We start from the raw sequence: 22022 nt of genomic DNA, 5'->3' as shown, positions 1-22022 counted from the left end.
TTCCTTGGCTATACCCCGCTTCGCCAGACTCGTTTGCAGCCTCATGTGATGACACTGCCCCTATTTCAAAGGACAGGCTCCCATCTGTCTCGGCATCAAGCGCGAGATGAACCTCCACAGGCTCCTCCCCAACGACGAGCGGCCTGCTCCACCTTACATGGCGCAGCAGCAGACTGTGCGTGCGCGGAGGCCAATTCGCCGCGTGCGCCGCTGCTGCCCGGGCCATTTCCAGCTGAACGACAGCTGGAAGCAGCTTGTGCCCTTGCACCACATGATCGCTTAAGAAGGGCTCACTGCCGCTGAACTGACTGCTGTACCACTGGCCTCGCAGCAGATCCGAACGGTTATGGTGCAGCATGGAGTGCAGCACTGTCGCCTTTTTGCCGAAACCAACCGTCCCGCTCGCCCCTTTTGCATGGACCATGGGGACCCAATAGCGCTCTCTTTGAAATGAATAGGTAGGGAGACTGATCCGAGTGGGCTTGCTGTCCTTCTGGTACATGCTGTTCCAATCAATGGTAATTCCTTTAGCCCATACTTCTGCGATTGAAGCCAGCTTTCTCTTGTTCATCCAGATTTCGATTGCTGTCCGAATGTCTTCATCTGATTGAAACAGTTCTGTGATACCATCTTCTTGAAGCCGGACTTCTCCCTCATAACCAACCCGACTGTTCAACGATCCCTTCTCCAGGCCTTGATCCTTGCTTTGCACATATTCTGCACATTTTCTTTTCAGCTCTTCAAGAGAACTGACAACAAAAGCAACCCTGTATCGCATGTGCTCTCTGCCCACCTGCAGCGTGTATGCCAGATTGGATAGCTTGATTCCAGGTGTGGCGGTGGAATTTGGATGTCCTTCACCGGTGGAGAGATAATTCATCATGTTGCGTACATGTTCAAACAGACTTGTTTGGTTTTTGGCAGAGAACGGAACAATGGCTGGAAGCTCGGACTCCAAATCCGAACTGGAATTTACTGCTGTCGATATATATTGTTCAATTATCATATGGGCGTTACTGCCGTTTGCCCCAAAGGAGCTAATACCCGCTCGCAAGGGTCCGGTCTCTGGAGTGTTACGATCTGCCTTCACAGTTCTCCAGTCCCTTCCTTCCCTCTCCACATAAAAAGGTGTGTGCTGAAAAGGAATATACGGATTAAGGTGCTCCGCATGCAAGGAAGGAAAAATCCGGTTGTATTTCATCTGTAACAGTACCTTGGTTAATGCAGCTACACCCGCAGCCGCTTCCAAATGCCCGATATTGGACTTCAGTGAACCAATTGCACAACTCTGTTCCGGCAGTGCCCCGTCCGCCAATGCTTTGTTCAGTCCCTGTACCTCGATCGGATCTCCAAGGGACGTTCCTGTGCCGTGTGTTTCAAAATAACTGACTGTTCGAGGATCAACCCCTGAACGTTTGAAGGCCGCCTTAATAACTTCCGACTGTGCAGTTGAATCTGGTACCGTTGGACCTGATGTTTTTCCTCCGTGATTGATTGCAGACCCTTTGATGACACCATAAATGGAATAACCTTCCTCTTCGGCATGACGCAGACTGGTCAGCAATACCGTTCCGGCTCCCTCTCCAGGCACATATCCATCTCCACCCTCTCCAAAACTGCGACACCGTCCATCGGATGACAACAGCTGTGCCTCCTTCAAAAACATGTATCGATGTGGATGCGTAATGACGTTGACTCCGCCAGCAAGAGCATACTCACATTCCTCATTTCGAATGCTTTCGCAGGCCAGATGAATGGCCGTTAATGCGGAGGAACACATCGTATCTACCGCAAGAGAAGGACCATGGAAATTCATGCAATACGATACCATGTTTGCAATGGACGCTGCGCTGACCCCCAAGGATGTAGGTACACCGCGATCTGTCAATTCCGATGCAAACAGCTCATAATGATTCCAGAATACACCGGCAAATACACCTACACTCCGGGTACCTGTTGAAGCATCCTGGTGCTGACTGCGTTCAACGCGAAATCCCGCATCTTCACAGGCTTCCCATGCCGTCTCCAGAAAAAGTCTTGCCTGGGGGTCCATCATCTCCGCCTGACGGGGAGATAAATTAAAAAATAGTGGATCGAACTCATCAATCTTATCGATGAATCCCCCAAACTGATAATATGAATCCGGCGTATACGAGAAACGCCCCTGTTCCCAACGTTCGATCGGAAAGCCTGTAATGCAATCCTTGCCTGATAACAGATTGGCAGCAAATTCATCCACATTCCGAGCCATCGGATAGCGGCCAGCCACACCAATAATGGCTATATCTTCTGTATGCATTCCTGATGGCCGCTTTTCTTTTCGAGGAACCTCATGATTTAAAACTTTTGCTGCAGAAAAGCCCTCCACAGGGATAGTCGTTTGCACAAAACTTCGGATAAACGAAGGTTTACCATACATCACAACAGTCTGCGTTGAAGCATTCATCATAAGCGAATCGAATAGTTGGATTCCTACGCTCAGAGGCAGCGGAACTAATCCCGTTTTGGCTTCCAACTGCTGCTCGTAAACTGGATCGATCGACATGCCTCCATTGGCCCATAAGGGCCAATTAATTGAAATGGTTCTGCCTGATCGCTGTCCTCCCACAACCTGTTGCTGACGCCGCTCTGCAAATCGATCCATAAAAGCGTTACCACAAGCATAATCTGCTTGTCCCATATTCCCGAGCACAGCCGATAGTGAAGAGAATAAAATAAAAAAGTCCAGTGGTTCATCACGAGTATATTCATCCAGGTACCAAAGTCCGCTCACTTTAGGGCCTAGCACTTCCGAAATATTCTCTTTTGTTTTCTGTAAAATGAATTGGTCCCGGGTAATTCCTGCACAGTGTACGATTCCCCGAATAATTCCTAGACTGGTCCGAATCTGCTGGATGACATGACTCGTCTGCTCGCTATGCGTTAGATCCGCCTGAAAATAATGAACATCCGCTCCCAGACTCTTCAACTCGGATATCTTATCGGACTCTTTTTTGCCAAGAGAAGAACGCCCGACCAGCGCCAATGTAACCCTCCCTTGCTCAGCCAAATGGCGACCTACCATCAAGCCTAATCCACCCAATCCACCTGTAATCAGATAAACACCATCTTTTGCAACATACTGGCTTTTCAGCGGCATCGGTATCAGCTTCTCACGGTATTTTTTCACCCTCCGTACACGAGATTTTCCAGTGTAATACACTTCAATGACTCCCGAGGAATGTGTTAACCGCTCCTTATCCAACCAGTCCGTCCATTGGGTTCTTGTGACGTTATGAATATCATCCACCGTGATGATCTGCCCGTGCAGATGAGGGTTCTCAGCATGAGCTGTTCTTAATAGCGCTCCCATAGCGCCTGAAAAATCAGTGTCGGTTCCTGACGGGCCAATCAATTGAATGTAGGTCTCCGCTTTGGGAATCCGCTGCATGTAATTCTGAAGCCAGACTATACATTGTTCGCACATTTGTTCAAATGATTGTGGCATAGTACGTTCACTTGTCAGGGTGACAACCTCGGATTGCGGAAAGCATTCCTTGATCATTTGATCATGTCCAGCTGCCTGCCCGCAAAGAATGATAACGTGGCTGCGCACCTTATTTGAGGTGTTACGCATATGCAGCGTGACTTCTTCCCAGAAGGGTTCGAGCAAGATCGATGAGTAATGATCACTCTTTCTCTGATCAAGATCGCGTTCCGAAGTTCCGGTGCTTGCCTTGCTGGCCGAAGCCTTGTTCTCTGCATACTGATTTTCAGTAAATGCCTCAGGCCAATGTTGGTGCAGGTATGCAGCAAGAGAATGGATATTGGAATATTCAAATAACAGCGTGGGGTAAAGCTGCTCCTTCACTTTGTTCTCCAGCGTCCTTGAAAGGTTGATAAGCTGTAAGGAATCCAGTCCCATCTGATAAAATCCCAGCTCTGTGTCCAAGATCGCTTCTGGTGTTCCAAGCACTTTGCCTATCTCTTCCTTTAAATAGTCCCCAACCTGCTTCATGTTCCCTTCTGGAACAATTCTTCGCTGATTCAATAATTCGGATGTGCCATGTTTGCTGACCTGTGACTCTTGTATGCTGACCTGTGGGACATGCTCTCGTACAGCTGCATCCTCTGATTCTGACGCTTCTACTCCATTTGGATGCTGATGTACGTCGGCCCATTTCTGTATCAAATGAGGACTACGAATGCGTTTGGCGGTTAAACGCTCAAATTCAACCAAGGACTTGCCAGCAGAATCAACCACCCAAATATCTGTTGAAACCAGATCTGGTGATGAGACAGAATGGTCGTTTGTCAATGGTCGAGCGAGCGAATACACACCAATGTTGTCAGGTAACGGTCCATAAATACGGAAGCGTTCAATCATAAAAGGAATATAGGGAATCTGATCATCAAACATCCCCCGTGCTTTTCCCTTTAAACGAAATGAGGAGCCTGCAAACGTTGCCCCATCCAAAAAAGCTGCATGTGCATAAAACTCATCAGAGTAAACGGAAGCCTCATCACTGAGATTCAGACACATAAGCTCCTGATTCTCATATTGGTAGACGACCCCTGAAGTTTGCATAAATGGCCCATGTTCGATGTTGACCTGCCTCGCCAATTGATAAACCTCATCCATGCTCCACTGATCCCGGGATTGAGTTTTCAGATCCTGAACATGGATCACCGGCGGATTAGACTCGGGATCAACAAGAAACATCGTACATTGCATATGTTGTTCTTCACTGCTTTGATCGATGATACCATTCATCACTTTTTTGCTTGTAATGGTTACCCCCCACTGCATCTCCGAAGGTACCGGCGAGAACGTCACAGCAATCTCGCGATCCAATTGCTCTGTTGTCACAATAGGCGTTGTAAACAAAATCTGGCGCAATTCGATGGAATGTGTCTCTATATATAAAGCCGACAAACGATAGATCATATCCAGCAGGGTGACCCCGGGTAACGTACAAATTCCGTGTACACGATGATCCTGAACGATGGCGTTGCTGTGGCTTAACCGTTGCACGTATGTTTCCTGACTGCGTCCTATCAACGACAGTTCCCCCTTACTGCAATTTTTTCGGTGTGAAGAAAGACAGCATATGCTCAGGCTTACGATTGGTTTGTCCTGAATACGATCCAACCACCAAGTTTTTCTCCTCAACCTCATCCGGCCAAAACCGGTCTCTGTTCCAGATAATGCGATTGAAGCGAGGCTCCAGTGTCGCTTTATTTGGGTCCGGGACACCTTCATTGCTGACAAGGATATGAGCATTATTTCCTCCGAGTCCAAACGCACTGACACCCGCACGCAACACTTTATTGGTCCAGGGTGTAAGTTCTTGAACAAGGAATAACGGACTTTCTTCAAACCGAAATCTCGGATTCGGGTGCGGACAATTCAAACTGGGCGGGAGCTGGCCATGAACCATACTCAGCAAAACCTTGATCATGCTAACTGCCCCTGCTGCACTTAACAGATGTCCCACATTGCTTTTGACACTTCCTACGCCGCAAAGATCTCCCTTTTCCATACCGGTTCCCAGCACTTGGGTTAACGCTTTAAGCTCAATGGGATCTCCAATGACCGTGCCTGTTCCATGTGTTTCCACATAACTGATTGAAGTCGGGTCAATATTGGCATCTTTGATGGCACGTTCAATCAACGCCTGCTGGGCCTGCGGGTTCGGTGTAGTCACGCCCATCGTATGACCATCATTATTAATTGCAGAACCATCAATCACTCCGTAGATTTTGTCACCGTCCGCTATGGCCTGTTCCAATCGTTTCATGACGATTACTCCACAGCCCTCCCCAACCCCAATTCCGTTGGCAGAGGCATCAAAGGTTTTACATTGTCCATCTGGTGACAGTACCTTTGATGCGGTCAGGGAAAGATAAGGAGTCTCATCCAGTAAAACTTCAACCCCACCGGCGATCACCAGATCCGCTTCACCATTCTGCAAACTCCGGGCAGCCAGATGAATGGCTGTCAGAGAACTGGAACAGGCGGTGTCCACCACCATGTTGGGACCTCTGAGATTATATAAATGAGCCAAATGTGCTGTAATAAAATTTTGACCTGTACCAATAATGGTTTGTTTGTTGTTCTGACGTATTTTGCTCATGAAATGACCTGTTCTTGCCCCTGCAAACACACCAACCTGAAGCGACTCAAGCTGAGTTTTTCCATATCCTGCATCGGCAAGTGCTTCGGCGCTAACCTCAAGCCACTGCCTTTGCAATGGGTCCAGATGACTTGCCAGAGAATGATCCATTCCGAAAAAATCGGGATCAAACATTTCCAGGCCATCGAGAAAAGCTCCCCATTTGCTCATACTTGTCCCTGCTTTGCCATCAGGATGGTAATACATTCTCCAGTCCCACCGGGTTGACGGAATTTCACGTATACTGTTTTTGCCTGTCTTCAGATTGTTCCAGAATTGCTCCAGGTTCACCGCATCCGGGAAATGACAGGCCATGCCAATGATGGCCACTCGGGAACGTGCTTTGGATGGCTGGATAATCTGCTGCTCTTCAGGTCTGTTGATCTGTTTGGGAGATATGCGCGCTCTCGTTACGTATTTTGGCAGCAAAGCCCCTGTCAGCTCTGCGATCGTTGGGTGGTCCAAAAAGAGATGGGGTTCCACCACAGGAATTTGAAGCTCCCGTTCCATCCGCCGTGCAAGCTGAGCAATCATGATCGAATCCATTCCGAAATGTTCGAAGGATCGGTCCGGATGCATTTTCTCGGCTTCAATACACAACTCCTCGGCGAATATGGAACTTAATTTCAATTGTAATGTCTCTGATGTATCAGCGATGGGAGCGCCATTTGTGATGGGTATTTCGGACATCTTTTCAGCTTCAACCTTTCTGGTAATCCCCGCCTGCCCCTCAGCATCAATGGACTCGCTGCTCATGATTGCCGGAAGCATGACTGCGCTTGGTTGGGTGATTAGTGCCCAGTCCAGCAGCTTCAGTCCTTCTTCATCCGTGATGCTGAGCAGGCCGGTTTCGTTATACGCTTGACTTGGGAACTCACCCATCCCGGATTCCTTCCAGTTCGGCCATTGGATGCTGATAAGTGGACTGGTAAGGGCGTTCGCTGCGGCATAATAATCCATGTAGGTGTTAGCCATGGCATAATCGCTTTGTCCAACACCAAGTTTTGAAATGGCTCCAGCCACGGAAGAGAACAGGACAAAAAATTGCAATGGATCGTGACGGAAGCATTCATAGAGTGCTGCAGTGCCTAATATTTTGGGGGATAATACCCTCCGAATCGACTCCAGCGGTTTACGAATAAAGGCGGGATTCTCCATATCGGCTATGCCAGCTGCGTGAATTACCCCTCCGGCTGCACCCATCGTTGAACGTATATGATCTGCTGCCAGCAGAAGTTTTTCCTTATTTCCTATATCAAAAGACAGGACCTCAATCTGTACGCTACGCTTCTCCAACTCCAGGATTGCTCTAACTTTGCTGCCGATCTCGTCCTGGTCCCCGCGTCGTGCCCACCAGTCATTCCGAGGCGGAAACGGGGTCTGACCGATCAGAACAAGTTTTCGGACCCCATAGTGCTGAACTGCATGCTGCGCACACAGCAACCCTAGACCGCGAGTTCCACCAGTGACCCAAAGAACATGACTGGATGGAAAAGGGAGTCGGTTATGATCAGACTGCTGTATATTCATGTTATCGAGTATGTCCAGATAAGCACTGTACCGCTGTCCTTCACGATAACAGACTTCCTGTTCCTTCCCCGCATGAGTTAACTCCTGGACGATTTGTGCTGCGATATCAAGCTCACTGTCCGCCGGGTCCACATCGATATGCCGCGAAATAATATGACTGTACTCACTTTGCAACATACGGTAAAGTCCAGCCCGTTCTGCTCCGCCAAGGTGAATCGACTCGTTTTGAAAAGACTCCAGCCCCATGGTGACTCCAAGCAGCTTTAAAGGTTTGTGACCACGGGTGTCAATCATGTGTTGAAGCCGTGCTATCCAGTTGATCAGCTTGTCCAGCATCATTTCTTCTGTTTCCATCTTCCGGTCACAGCCTGATAGATCTATAAAAGCATCACAATTCATCAAAACATCGAGCAGACGTCCAGTGTCATGCTCTTCCTCACTCACCAGCACAACCTGGCTCCCCTGTATCATTTGTGAAAGTTTATTGGCAAGCCCAACGCTTTCCCTTGTAGATCCAACCACAACTTTTACATGCGCTGGATCAAGATTTGTAACCGCCGAATGCCTCCATTGCTTCCCGAGAAGCTTGGCTATTCTCCGCTCTTTTGTGACAGGAGCAGCATCCGAAATCTCCACGTTTACATCTTTTTCAATGGAAGGAATGGCTCTCCCCGAACTCACCCAATACTTTTCCCGTGCAAAGGGATACGTGGGCAGAGGTATTCTTTTATACTTTTCTGTCAAATAAAGCCGGTTATAATCCAATTCATATCCTTGTACATACAGTTCTGCAATAGTATGCAGGTTTTCAACATAGCGCGAATCATCTAAGGATTCCGCAGCTATTTGTTGGATACATTCATTGCCATAACGTCGAAGAACGGATTGCTCTTTGGAAGGCTGGCCTGTTAAATCCGGCGCATAGATCTGTGATGAATCTCCCGTTTTAAGCCATTGTTCCAAAATGGAGGCCAGATCGTCCGAAGGCTGAACTACACAAGCTGCCCGATGTTCCAGGTGTCTTCTCCCCGTCATCAAAGTGAAGCTGGCACTGGCATAATCAAACTGAGCTCCCTCTTTCCTGTAATGCTGCGCAATTCGTCTCACTTGTTCTCTCAACTGTCCTGTCGATTGTGCAGACAGCACCAATAGATAGCCCGGTTTATGTATTGAAGGAGACCGCTCTCCGGGTGGTTCCTCGATGGCAAGATGAGCGTTGGTTCCACTAAAGCCAAATGAGCTTACAAGCGCAGCCCTCTTTTGCCCTGGAGGTGTATGCCATGGACTTAATTGGGTACTGACATAGAAAGGACTATTCAAAAAATCAATATTAGGATTTGCTTTGGAATAATGAATAGATGGCGGAATCTGTTGATGTTTCAAGGCCAATAACAATTTGATCACACCGGCTATGCCTGCTGCTGCAATCGAATGTCCCATATTCGACTTGATTGAACCTATAGCGGCATATTGTGAACGGCTCGTATACTTCCGGAAACTCCGGTTCAGTGCTTCAAATTCAATGGGATCACCCAGTTTTGTTCCGGTACCATGCGCTTCGACCATTTGGATCTGATCCGGATTAACCCCGAATTGTTCGTATAGCTGCCTTTCCAGTCTTTCCTGTGAGGCTCTACTAGGGGCTGTGATGCCATTGGTGCTCCCATCCTGATTAATACTGCTTCCTTTAATGATCCCGTGTACATGATCGCCATCTTGGATGGCATCCTCCAGTCGTTTGAGCAACAAGACTCCAACACCCTCACCCGGCACAAAACCGTCTGCACGTTCATCAAAAGTATGGCACCGTCCAACAGGGGACAGCATGCCCGCCCGATGAGCAGAAAGATAAAAATCAGGTGTGGATTGCACAAACACTCCACCTGCCAGCGCAAGCTCCACCTCCCCTGACCATAGGGCTTGACAAGCCAGATGAATGGCAACCAGTGAACTCGAACAAGCAGTATCCACCGCAATCGCCGGCCCCTGTAAATTCAGAAAATAGGATACCCGGGCAGGTACGATGGATGCAGCATTGCCCCAGAACGCTTGTGCAGGGGCCTGTTCACCCATCAATTTCTCATAATCTCCTCCGCAATATCCGGTATAGACTCCGCATTTGCGCCCCTGAATTATTTCCCCTGCGTATCCGGCGTGTTCAAGAGTTTTCCACGATTCCTCCAGAAACAGTCGCTGCTGTGGGTCCATATGCATTGCTTCAATATTGGAGATTTTGAAAAACAAGGGATCAAAGCAGTCGCTATCTTCCAAAAAAGCCCCATGGTTTGTTTCCGTTTTCCCTATGGATGCTCCTGTCTGTTCCGAAGTCCACCGCGCCCCGCGCTGAATCAAGTCATGGCCTGCAGCCAAATGCGCCCATAACTCATCCACATTATCCGATTGTGGAAATCTGCCGCTATAACCTATGATCGCGATATCCTTGTGTCTGCTGACGGAACTTGAGGATGTTATACTATCCTCAAAATGACTCTGCTTTGCATCACCCAACTTGAATTCTCGTTCTTCACCAATATCCATCTGTCGAGTTTGCTGGACGTCAGGCTTAATGGCACTGCGCCCTTGAAGCTGCGTTTGTTGTTCAGGCTCCACTTGTTCCACCTGAACCATTGGGGCAATATACTGTGCAAGCTGGTTGACACAAGGAAAATCAAAAATATCGGTGGTGAACAGCTCCGTTCCCAGACGTTCATTAATGGAATAAATCAACCGAACACCCGTTATGGAGTCAACCCCGTAATCGGAAAAAGCCTCATCATGGTCAATGAGCTGCGCCTCCACTTTCAAAGATTCACATAATGTCCGAACAAGCACTTCCTTTATGTACTTCAGTTTTTCTTCAGATGAACGTGAACGTTCCACTTCAGGTAACCGGATTTCTGACGGTTTTTTCTGAATATCCTGCGAAATGCGGCTCGTTTGACGTTGGGCCTCATGTTTCACGTTCAACTCATGTTTCACGGTCTGCTGGCGTACCACGCCATTGCTTGTCCCCATGATCACTTGCTGACCCTTGAATTCTTCAGAATGAGCCAGTAACTGCACTTCTCCGAACCCCTCGGATAACAGCACGTTTTTCCAAGTTTCCTGTTCAAGCAAAGGTCCTCCGGAAATACGAAGTGCGGGATCCTCATAGCCCCACCATCCATCCAACAACCCAAACGTAAGGTGATTCATAAGCGTATTTTCTGTGATCTCATTGATCAGAAAAACACCCTGGCAACGGAGCAATGCCTTGACGTTTCTCAAAGCAAGACGAATCTGCGGAGCAGCATGCATGACATTGGTTGCGATCGCTATATCATAGGTTCCTGCTTGCAGAGACTGGGTAGACACTGGTTTGGACAAATCAAACGTTCCGTAGGTAAGGTACGGATATTGCGGGCCATATGCCTGTTGGGCATGACTCAAGAAAGCCTGGGAAAGGTCGGTATAACAGTACTCCAGAATATGGGGATGAAAATCATTCAGCCGGGTAAAAACCGCCTGGCTGGTGCCCCCTGTTCCGGCTCCGATCTCCACAATGCGGATATGAGCACCCGGGTCCTTCACAAGTTGTTGTTTGATACTAGCTGCAACCCGATCTGCCAGAATCGCGTTAAAATAATCGGCAGCAGGATTATTCATGTAAATGTTCTCCACCAGACGCATGGAGCTATTTGGAAAAATAATGTCGGTTCCAGACTTCTGGCCTGTCAAAATATCCGGCAGCGCTCGGAGCGTGGCTTCGAGCAGTGGAATGTAGGCAGACACGTTTGGATCAGATAGCCACAACCCTTTTTTCTTGTCCCATTCCTTCCATGCTTGAGCCCCATCTGTATCTATATCTATGGTCTGATTCAAGGGATTTACAGAGCCAGTAGAGGTAAAATAACCGTATTTTTGCAAATAAACGAGACTCTCCCGCCACCATCTGCCGTAACGCTTGATCAATGAAACTGGCATTTCCGCTGAAGCTGAAGCAGGAGCAGCATCACCAGCCTGCAATTTGTTTAAAAGGCCGGCGGTATGCAATCCGCTACATAATAATCGACTCAACAACTGGTTAAGTTCCTCCATCACATATTCCCCCCAACGTCTGATCATCCCGCTCTTCAGACCCCGTTTTATCCCACTGTTGACGACACTCGCCCCTGGTAGACCACAATGGATTCATTTTTATCCATGATCTCCAGATCTACGGATGCGTGTTTTCTCATCAGGGCCATCTGATCCAGCACACCATTCATGAGTACATTTAGCGCCTCCATGGCTTCAGGAGCTTCGATTGAACCTTGTCCTGCTTTCGCCATGCGTGTCTTGTAATGTTCAGAACGTACCGAACCCACACTTCCCCAATATCCCCAGTTCATCACTTTGATGGGGAAATCACAGCACTGTCTTAAAAATTGGGCAAATACATCTTTGAACGTACAGCCTGCCACGTAATTGGCCTGTCCGGCCGAATTCAAAAAGGAGTTCATGGACGAAAAAAAGAGTACAAAGTCAAGCGACTCTCCCATACAGGCATTGGCTATATTGATGCTGATATCCACCTTGGTGGAATAAGCTTTTCGAAAAGAAGCTTCGTCCATATTTTCCAGACTACGATCCTCCAACACGATGGCTGAATGAATAAAGCCATGAATGGTTTGATGATTCCGCCTAATCTCTGAACATGCCTGGCGCATTGCTTCCGAATCTGTTGCATCAACAGCCATGTAACAGGGCACAGATCCAAGCTCGCCCAGCCTTTGCAACTTCGCCTGAATCTCAGCATCCAGCTCCCTTCTTCCCAGCCAGATGATCTGGGCCTTGTAATGCTGGATCATATATTCACTCCATGCCTCTCCAATCCCGCCTGCTCCCCCAATAACGACGTAAACACCCCCATGACGATAGGCATGTTCGGAATACGCTGGTGGATACGCAGAGGGATACGCAGGTGTATAAGAAACGGGCACGAGTTGTTGACGAAACCATTCGGCCTGTCGGTTTACATATGGAAATCCATAAGAGTCAGCAGGCAGCAACAGCAATTCGTAAAGGCTATGCTCGTTCAACATTTCCAGATCCACCTGTCTAACCTTCCATCCGGGTCTTTCTTTGCACATAACCCCTATGAGGCCATGTATCCCGGCATGTGTAGGATTAACTGGATCAAGTGTATGAATGGAGTTTGCACGCATCGTAATCACAGTCCACTCCATGCTTCGATTTCCATATCCGTTCTGAAGAAGCGCTTTAATCAGTCTGTAAAGAAGAAGCACTCCTTCTTCCTGAGCCTCCATCATTCCCCTGACATCAAACGAGCTTTCAGCGGTTATCGGAGATATCCACACAACATGACGAAGGTTCATGATTGGGTTCAGTTGTTCCGAGATCCGCAAGATGGAATCCTGTGGATTCAGAACGATCATTTCAGCGTGTGGCAGATGTTTGAGCAGTTGGGTCAAGTGTGAGCTCTCCGTACCTACCAAGCATATTTCCCCTGCGAGATCGTTGACTACACATGTAAGGTCACGTTCACGTTCAAGCAAGCCGATGGACTGCTCTTTCCATACAGGGGCAAGCATTTGTAACTCGTATGTCTCCATACCTTTAGTTTCTTCCAGACTGGAAACTTTCGGCTCAGGTCTTCTAAAACGCATGCCCCTAACGGATACCCGTACATCACCCTTCACATTAAACAGATCTATGTCATATTCGGTATCCGCGTGCACAACAGCGCTGCCACTCTCCTGATGGGCTCGGACATGAGCCCACATCTCTGCTTCACAGGAGCCAAATATATGAATTTGCTGAACAGAGAAGGGCAACAAAGGCGTATCTTGCTGCTCGTCCTGAATACTTCCCAAAGCACTGAGCCAGAGCCCGATTGCAGCCTGAAAAGCATTATCCAGAAGTCCTGGATGAATGGTGCCGTCCTGAAATCCATCCATAATACCCGAAGGCAAGGCAATTCTGGCCAGTGCCTGATCATGACCCACTGCTACAGATTTAAGACCCCGGAAGTCTGGACCATACCGCATGCCCCTGGCTGAAAAAAAGGAATAACATTGCTCTGATGTGAGCTTATCCAGATTACATCTGCTCAGGATGGTCTCCACTTCGCATGTTTTGCATACTTCCCGCTTGGTAATAACAGCAGTACATTGGCTAAAAACGATGCTGTCTATCTCATCCTCCTGAGAATTAGTTGGAGAATGAACGGTTACCTCAATAACTCCATTCGATGATGGCTTAAGAAGTATTTGAAGCCTTCCCATTCCTTTTTGAGCTACAACAGGTTTAAGCCATACCAGCTTTTTGAGGTTGATTTGTTCGCCCTCTCCAGGTTGAGCAGCCATCATGACAGCGGCTCTGATCAATTCAATATGAGCTGAGGCAGGCAATACGTTATATCCGTTTATTTCGTGATCCTGAAAAAAGGATTCTTGGCCAGTAAATGCAAATTCGTAGCTGTATGCCCGAAAATCCGATCTATTTACCAGCTTCATCATGAATCTGTTATCCAGTCCCGACCGATGAGCTCCCGGGTTTTCTATGTTGTTGACTGGATTAGGAAGCCAGTGCTGCGTCTTCGCAAACGGATAAGTCGGGATGGAGATTTTCCGTTTTCCTTCACTTTTATCTATTGAAGACCAATCAATTCGGTTACCGGTTACCCAGAGCTGAGCAAGTTTATGGAGCTCTGCTTCGATCATGAAATCCTGATCTGTGGATGGGTGATGGTAAGCTATAGCCTGTTCATCTTGGGGGGACTTGCGCTTGACTACGCTCCCTTGCCAACATTGAGATGGATCTGCCTGATCTGCAATAAACCGATTAAGCATTTCCACGGTGTCCGCGATGCTTGAACTCACAAATGCAAGTCTTTCCTCCATCTCTTCCCTGCCCGTCTGCATTGTAAATGCAACATCAGCCAGAGTAATCCCAGCCGTTTGACTCAGAAATGTACTGATTCGCCTCGCATATGCCCTCAATCGATCTCTGTTTTTTGCAGAAACGATGAGTAACTGCGGGCGATTGGATAGATTCTGGGAACTGTCACGCTTCGTCACGTATTCACGGATGACAATATGAGCATTGACACCTCCAAAGCCAAATGAACTTACGCCTGCACTTCTTGGGGCAGCATCATGTTTGCGATTCCACGCCTGCCCTTCCTTTAAGATATAAAACGGACTGTTCTCCAATTGAATGTACGGGTTAACTTCATTCAGCTGCAGGTTTGGCAGTAATCGGTTATGCTTCATACTGAGTAACACGTTCAGGACTCCCGCCACTCCTGCTGCTGCCTCCAGGTGTCCAATATAGGTTTTTATCGTTCCGACTGCACAGTGCGGAACGGAGGACTCCGGGGCTGAACCGCTCGGCTTGCCATGCAACTCATCCCAGTCTTGAACCAGCTGAGAGAAGGCCTTTTTAAGTGCGTTTATCTCGATCGGATCACCCAATGGCGTCCCGGTACCATGTGCTTCAATATAATCTGCTGTCCTCGGATCGATTCCAGATCTGGACCACGCTTCGATAATAAGTTCTGCCTGAGCGTTAGGGTTTGGAGACGTCAGAGTATTAGCATGCCCCCCATGATTTATAGCGGTTGCCTGGATTACTCCATAGATATGGTCTCCATCCGCTTCCGCTTTGGACAACGGTTTGAGCAGCAATGCTCCACTACCTTCGCCACGAACGTACCCATCAGCATCTTGATCAAAGGTTTTACAGCGACCATCCACACTGAGCATGCCTGCCTGATTAAAGGCAATCGTCAGCTGTGGACTTGCGATAACACTAATTCCTCCGGCAATTGCCAGTTCACATTCTCCGTTGTGTATCGATTCCACCGCCCGATGAATGGCGACCAGTGAACCGGAACAGGCTGTATCCACAGGCTCACTGGGTCCATGCAGATTTAGAAGATATGAAATTCGGTTAGCCAGAATGGAGTGAAATATGCCCAAAGCTGTATGCGCCTCGGTAGGAATGCCGTTTTGATGCATCAGATCATAATAATCCGAACTAACTACCCCGACAAACATGCCTGTTTTACTCCCGGACAAATCGGATGGCCTGTAACCGGCATCTTCAATGGCTTCCCATACGGTTTGCAAATAAATGCGCTGTCTTGGGTCCATCAACCCAGCCTCATGAGGGGATATGCCAAAAAACGAAGCATCAAATTGATCAATGGCTTTCATAAATCCGCCCCATTTGATGTTGGTTTTGTTGACTTCCTTTATGGGGTCCCCATAATATTGATGCCAATCCCAGCGTTCGGGAGGGATTTCGGAAATGAATGTTTTTCCGGAAACCAAGTTCTCCCATAGTTCATCCAGACTCTCGGATTGAGGCATGTAAGCGCCTATTCCAATAATGGCAATGGGTTCTTTATTCCTCCTATGGACATCGACAGGCTCACTTGTGATCTCATTAAATCCATCTGTTTCATCCTCTGAGACCGTTTGCGAAGTCTGCATTTCGGGTTCATCGTGCCCGCCACTCATTCCATGATATCGGGCGATATCTTCGCCATAAGCTTCGATCAGGTACGTTGCAAAAGCCCTTAAAGTCGCATATTCAAACACGACAGGAGGCGTCAGATCAATGTTGTACGTTGCATTAAGTCGATTGACAAAATCAGTCGTCGAAATGGAATCAAATCCGTAATCGCTCTTATCCGCGTCCAGGTCCATTTCTTGTACATCCACACTAAGAATGTGTGAGGATATCGTCAAAATGATCTCGGCTGCCTTTTCAAGTAAAACTTCTTCATTTATGCTGTTCTCCAACAACATGTTCTTTTTCGACGGCTCCACATTTGCAAACGACGTTTTCTCATGTACCCTCTGAAATTTGATTGAATCCCCGCCCACAATCACCAGCTGACTTTCCTTGCAATGGAACGCATCTTCAAAAGCCTGTATGGCATCTTCGCTGGATAACGATGAAATCCCGAGTGTATTTTCCAAAAAAAGGCGATGAGTTGGATCTACTCCCATCCCTCCTTCCAACCACAGAGGCCAATTCAGGGAGATCGTTTGACCGGGACGCATCCCCTCTTTGTTCAATCGATCCCGTTGACGGCAATAAGCGTCCATAAAGCCATTGGCAAAGGCATAATCACATTGTCCAGCATTTCCAAGAACGGACATGACAGAAGAGCAAACGATGAAAAAGTCCAACTGTTCATGACAGGAAGCTTCGTCCAGCCAAACCGTTCCGTATACTTTTGGAGCCAGAACAGCTTCCATGTCCGCTTTATTTTTGGATTGAAGTGTTGAGTCTCTCAATACGCCAGCGCAATGAATCAGACCATGAATTCTCCCAAATCTGGCTTTGCATTCGCGGATGAGATCAAAGGCCGACTCACGTTGCGATACATCCGCTGGGATATACACCATTTCAGCTCCTAACTTCCCCAAATCGCGCAATTGTTGTTCCTGATCTCTACTGAGAATGGAGCGTCCGGACAAAACAATAACTCGAGCGGATTGGGCAAGCAAGGAGGCAAACTGAAGACCGATGCCACCCATCCCACCTGTAATCAAATAAATGCCTTGTTTGTTCCACTCTACTTGTGGATATTCTGTTTTCGGGAGCGATACCAATCTCTTCACATAGCGCCGATTGTCCCGATAACGAACCTCAACCGCCTGGTCCCGAGCTTCCAGCTCCTGTTGAATGAGTTGAAACATATGGATAGTTTCATTTCCCATGTCCAATGTACGGCACGTCCATTGCGGGTGTTCCCATTTCACACTGCGCATGAAACTGCTTACAGCTTCATTTGCCGGTTCTTCTTTACGATCACTGGAATACGCATATAACAGGTTTACTTTCTTGTTGTCAGCACATTTCGCCAGCCATCGGCATGTATAAAATAAGGTGTACACACCTTGGGCAAGCCGTTTGCTTAATAGGGTCCCTTCATCTTCAGGAAGCACCGTACCACTCCATCCGTGAACGACAGTATCAGGTATCCACTGTAATTCGGACAGCCTGTTGAACAAACGGTCAACGTCCTCTTCCTGTTCCGGGCGGATTATGAATGTATTAACGTCCTGCTCAATGAATTGATTTCCCTGTAACACACGAATCACGGAAGTACTCTGGTCCCATTGCCGCATGTTTTCTTCACCAGAAACAAATAACAGAAGCCTTTCACTTTTGAAAAGAGTACGTTGAAGGGTCTGACTCTCCCAGGAGGGATAAAGATACGTATTCTGCTGCATGTTTTTTTCATGGGAAGCCGAGCTATCCTGTCGCTGTATCTCCTGTATAAGCTGGTAGGCTGTCTCAGATGAGAGACGTCGTCCCTTAACCATGTCAAGAATCTGATCCAGTGATAACATCTGATCTTTTCTCATCGCTCCTCCATATAAGTTAAGACATCAATAGGCTCGACCTCTCCGGCTTCCAATTTTTGCAAAAGTATTTTCAATAGGTCCTTTGCATGGTGTTTTTTGTTCTGAACCGGTCTTACCGTAAAATCGCTCATTTCCATGCATATTTGTTCCTGCTCATCAAGCCATACCATATCAAACTTAAATGCTTTTCCCCCTTGTTTACCCTGCTGTCTGACATACACACTTCCCTTGTCTGGAAGCCGATTCCACCACTTGACCGCACCTATGGAATAGGGCATACAAGGAACAGAGCTCATCTTTTGGACAAGTAGCATCGCTGTCTGCAGAGCGCTGTCCATCGTTACAGGATGAAGCGTATACAAATGTGACTGTTCATAACAAGGGACCGGAAGCACATACCTGGCAATAGCCTCGTTATCACCCATGCAGCAATCCGTTATGGATTGAAAGGAAGGTCCATAGACCAGTTGAAGCCCCTCAAGTTTGCGATATACTCCCGGAACAGGGTCAATACATCTTTTTCTAATCGCATCGATATCCTGGTTCGTTCCGAATGGACTGCGTTGTCGCGCGTCCTGTATGTTGCCATCTGTCTTTATTCCATACAACGTACCTTGTCCGTAAATTTTTCTGGAGTTCGCCTCATCGCCGGTCCAAACGTGGAACTGAACTTTTCCCTGAGCTTTGGACAAAGAAATATTCACTTCAACCGGATGCTCTATCACCGTTAAGGGTATGGACCACACTACTTCATCAAATCCGCTGACCTCCTGGATGCCTGCATTCTGCGCAGCGGCTAATGCCATCTCCAAATAAGCAACACCTGGTAATGTCCGTTTACCGTCTACGAGGTGATCATTCAGAAAAAATTCTTTGCCTGTAAACAGCGTTTGGTACTTGAATTCATCCAAGGTTGAGGCATTCCAGCCGATCATCGGGTGCAAAGTCGATCCCAATCCTTTCCCATACACACTTGTAATCGCATGTACATCCGTAACTGATTCATTAGCTACATTAGCTACGGTATCATCATTGTGATGTAATCGATGGATTACAGAATCGAAACGCTGAGTCGGCAGGGCAAGCTTGTTAAATGTTCCTGGAGGGAACCATAGGTCCCATCTCACATTCACGCCATGGAGCCATAACTGACAGAGAAAATTCCAGACATCATCTCCCGCTTCATCCTCTTTTAAAGCGAGTTTCAGCGTATCAGGTGAGGCAGATTGAAATGCACCGATGTCGATGATTTTGATGTCTGACGAAATTTTCCCCAGCTCAATCTGGCTTTCCTGCGTTTGACGCAGCCATAGCTCAGCGCTTCCAATTTCGGGAAGAATATCGTTTCGGGCATATAACTGCTTGTCATTTTGGTTCGTATAGATCTCTTGCTGTTTCAGGTTCATGGATTGGACAACAGCCTTATAATCCGCATTGGAATCCAAAACAAGCCGGGCGACCATTTCTGGAAGTAAGATGTGATCGTCCATCAGGTCCAGCATTTCTTCGAAACGTGGATCGGGCTCAGCCATTATGGTCAAATCCCACTTGCGGTTCAACCTTCGGAGGGAATGAGCCACAGCCGTAACCATAATGAATAACTGTTGAGCGGAAAGCTCCGTAAACCTCAGGACATCAACGGGGTTCCCAAGCAACTCCCCCAAATTCCACTCGTCCCCACTTACTTTACCTAGCAGATTCGACCATTCATCCATATACTTTCTGAAGGTGAACTGATGAGAGATAAGGGATTGACCCTTCGTCAGATAATATTGAACCCGTTCGTAATCACTTACCATTGGATATTCCAATTGATCATTTCTGCTATTCCCAGAGCCCACACTTTCAACTTGCGAGCTACCCAACAGACGCCGGAGATAAGACTCGTCAAAAGAACTCGGATACAAAATATCCTGCAATGTTGGATCATAATAGGGCAGATACGGACGATTGAGTTGAATGAAGTCTGTTTCATCCCTCCCAGCAAGCCTCGCAAGGATTTGTTCGGGAGCAATCATATGGTTTACGGCAAGAACAGCCCACATGCCTGTATGTTCCCCTGTTATCCATTCCACTTTTAAGCCCGATTCCAGTAAACATCGAAGGACGGCGTATCCCGCAATGAACTGACAACAGGAAAGTGTCTCTTTCTCCCATGGTTCATTGTAGAACATCCGCCGATAGTGATCGGCCAGTGAGCGATTAGCAATTTGGTCAAGTAAGGATTGGACAAAGTCCTGCACATGCGGTAAATCACGGGTTGACATGCTAAATTGCTCATAGTTTAAACAGGAAAAATGACCCATTCTTATTGCCCACTTTTCCTGTTTTGGCCTCGATGAAAGTCCAGACTCTAAATGCAACTTTTCCTTTAACTGCTGCAAGCTGTCTGCCATGACAGCATAACGGTAAGGAGAAGCCACTCTTCCCGTGAGCATCGTTCCGCTAATATCACGCAGCGTACATTCATCAAACTGGGGTGTAAGCGAGAATGCTCTCCACGATTCAAGCTGTTTTTCCAAATGCCATTTCGTTTTGCCTGAGAGCGTGAACAACTGAGAACGGACTTCTGCTGCTTCCCCCCTCTGTTTGTGCAAGGGTGCAGCGCTCCATTGTTCAATCACCAGATGCGCGTTAACTCCACCAAAGCCGAAAGAGCTTATGCCTGCTCTTAAAGGCAGCCCGTCGCCAGCACTGTTCCAATCGGTTAGCTGGCTGGCCACCTCAAAAGGAGTACTCTTAAAATCTATGACGGGATTAGGGTCGTTAAAATGAAGGTTGGCTGGTATTTTGCCATGTTTCATCATCATGATCACTTTAACAATACCAGCCATGCCTGCAGCACTCTCAAGGTGGCCAATATTGGTTTTCACCGAACCAATTCGACAGAACTGGGTACGGGAAGTATAGGCAGCAAATGCATTTTTGAGCGCTTCAATTTCGATGGGATCTCCCAATGACGTGCCGGTTCCATGTGCCTCAATATACGTGACCATTTCCGGGGAAATACCTGCATCCTGATACGCAGCCAAGATGACGTCTTGTTGTGCCTTCATGCGCGGAGCGGTTATGGATGCGCTTCTTCCGCCATGATTGCAGGCAGACCCTTTAATAATTCCGTGGATATGATTGCCTTCCGCTAACGCATCTTCAAGCCTTTGAAGCAAAAGCACCCCTGCTCCATCGCCTGGTACATAACCATTGGCTTCCTTATCAAAGGTTTTACAACGTCCATCCGGACTTAACATTCTGGACTTGGAAAATGAAATAAACTTCCAGGGGTGAAGATTAAGATTCACACATGCAGCCAATGCGTAATTGCACTCTTTTCGTTGCAAGGCTAGCTTCGCTTCATGGACGGCTACTAGTGAGGATGCACAGGCCGCATTCACCGTTATACTGGCCCCCTTGAGGTCCATGACGTAAGAAATCCGATTGGCAAGGATGCTTTCATAATTTCCAAGGCAGGCGTAGCTATCTGTCTCCAATCCTGGGAGAGAGGCCATCTGGCGGTGATCCACTGTCATTACTCCGGCATAAACGGAAGTGACCTGATTCTGTAACCTTTGAAGTGAAATCCCGGAATCCTCAATGCATTGCCAGGAAACTTCTAGCATAATTCGTTGCTGTGGGTCCATATTTTTGGCCTCTCGGGGAGAGATACTAAAAAAGCGGTGATCAAAAGAATACACATCATCCAGCAGACCGCACCATTTCCCAATGCTCTTATTCGGGGCTTCAATATCTTGAGAATAGAACTTCGATACATCCCATCGATCTGGAGGAATCTCCTTGATGGAATCCACACCATTCGCAAGATTATCCCAAAACGTCGTATAATGATCAGCCTGTGGAAACCTGCATGCCATACCAACAATGGCAATATCCGCAAGGAAAATTCCCGGATCAATATCGGATGTTGGCTTCAAGTCCTTCTTTTGTCGCATCATCACACACCCCTGTCCCC

Annotated in this window: 4 protein-coding genes; all 4 read right to left on the bottom strand. The window is 47.6% G+C overall.

Translation table 11 applies throughout. The features are described 5' to 3' along the window. A partial coding sequence (locus tag PPA03S_RS17790; protein ID WP_167666063.1) for an SDR family NAD(P)-dependent oxidoreductase occupies window positions 1–5041 on the bottom strand: 5041 nt, incomplete at its 3' end. Between the two features lie 13 nt (window positions 5042–5054). Further along, window positions 5055–11789: a beta-ketoacyl synthase N-terminal-like domain-containing protein gene (locus tag PPA03S_RS17785; RefSeq protein ID WP_082704203.1), complete on the bottom strand. Its 6735-nt coding sequence runs from the start codon at window positions 11787–11789 to the stop codon at window positions 5055–5057. 20 nt (window positions 11790–11809) lie between these two features. After that, window positions 11810–18055 (bottom strand): SDR family NAD(P)-dependent oxidoreductase, encoded by a 6246-nt coding sequence (locus tag PPA03S_RS17780; protein ID WP_062324699.1) that lies wholly within the window; start codon window positions 18053–18055, stop codon window positions 11810–11812. Next, on the bottom strand, window positions 18052–22005 hold the full coding sequence (locus PPA03S_RS17775) for a type I polyketide synthase (protein ID WP_217998950.1): 3954 nt from the start codon (window positions 22003–22005) through the stop codon (window positions 18052–18054). Before PPA03S_RS17775 ends, PPA03S_RS17780 begins: the two co-directional genes overlap by 4 nt. Window positions 22006–22022 lie beyond the last annotated feature (17 nt).

The organism is Paenibacillus pabuli NBRC 13638 (genome assembly GCF_001514495.1).
GTDB lineage: Bacteria > Bacillota > Bacilli > Paenibacillales > Paenibacillaceae > Paenibacillus > Paenibacillus pabuli.
This window is presented reverse-complemented; position numbering and strand designations above follow the sequence as displayed.

Excerpts from the sequence above, each read along its gene's own strand:
- PPA03S_RS17785 (WP_082704203.1), bottom strand. The coding sequence starts at position 11,789 with ATGATCAGACGTTGGGGGGAATATGTGATGGAGGAACTTAACCAGTTG.
- PPA03S_RS17780 (WP_062324699.1), bottom strand. The coding sequence starts at position 18,055 with ATGAGAAAAGATCAGATGTTATCACTGGATCAGATTCTTGACATGGTT.
- PPA03S_RS17775 (WP_217998950.1), bottom strand. The coding sequence starts at position 22,005 with ATGATGCGACAAAAGAAGGACTTGAAGCCAACATCCGATATTGATCCG.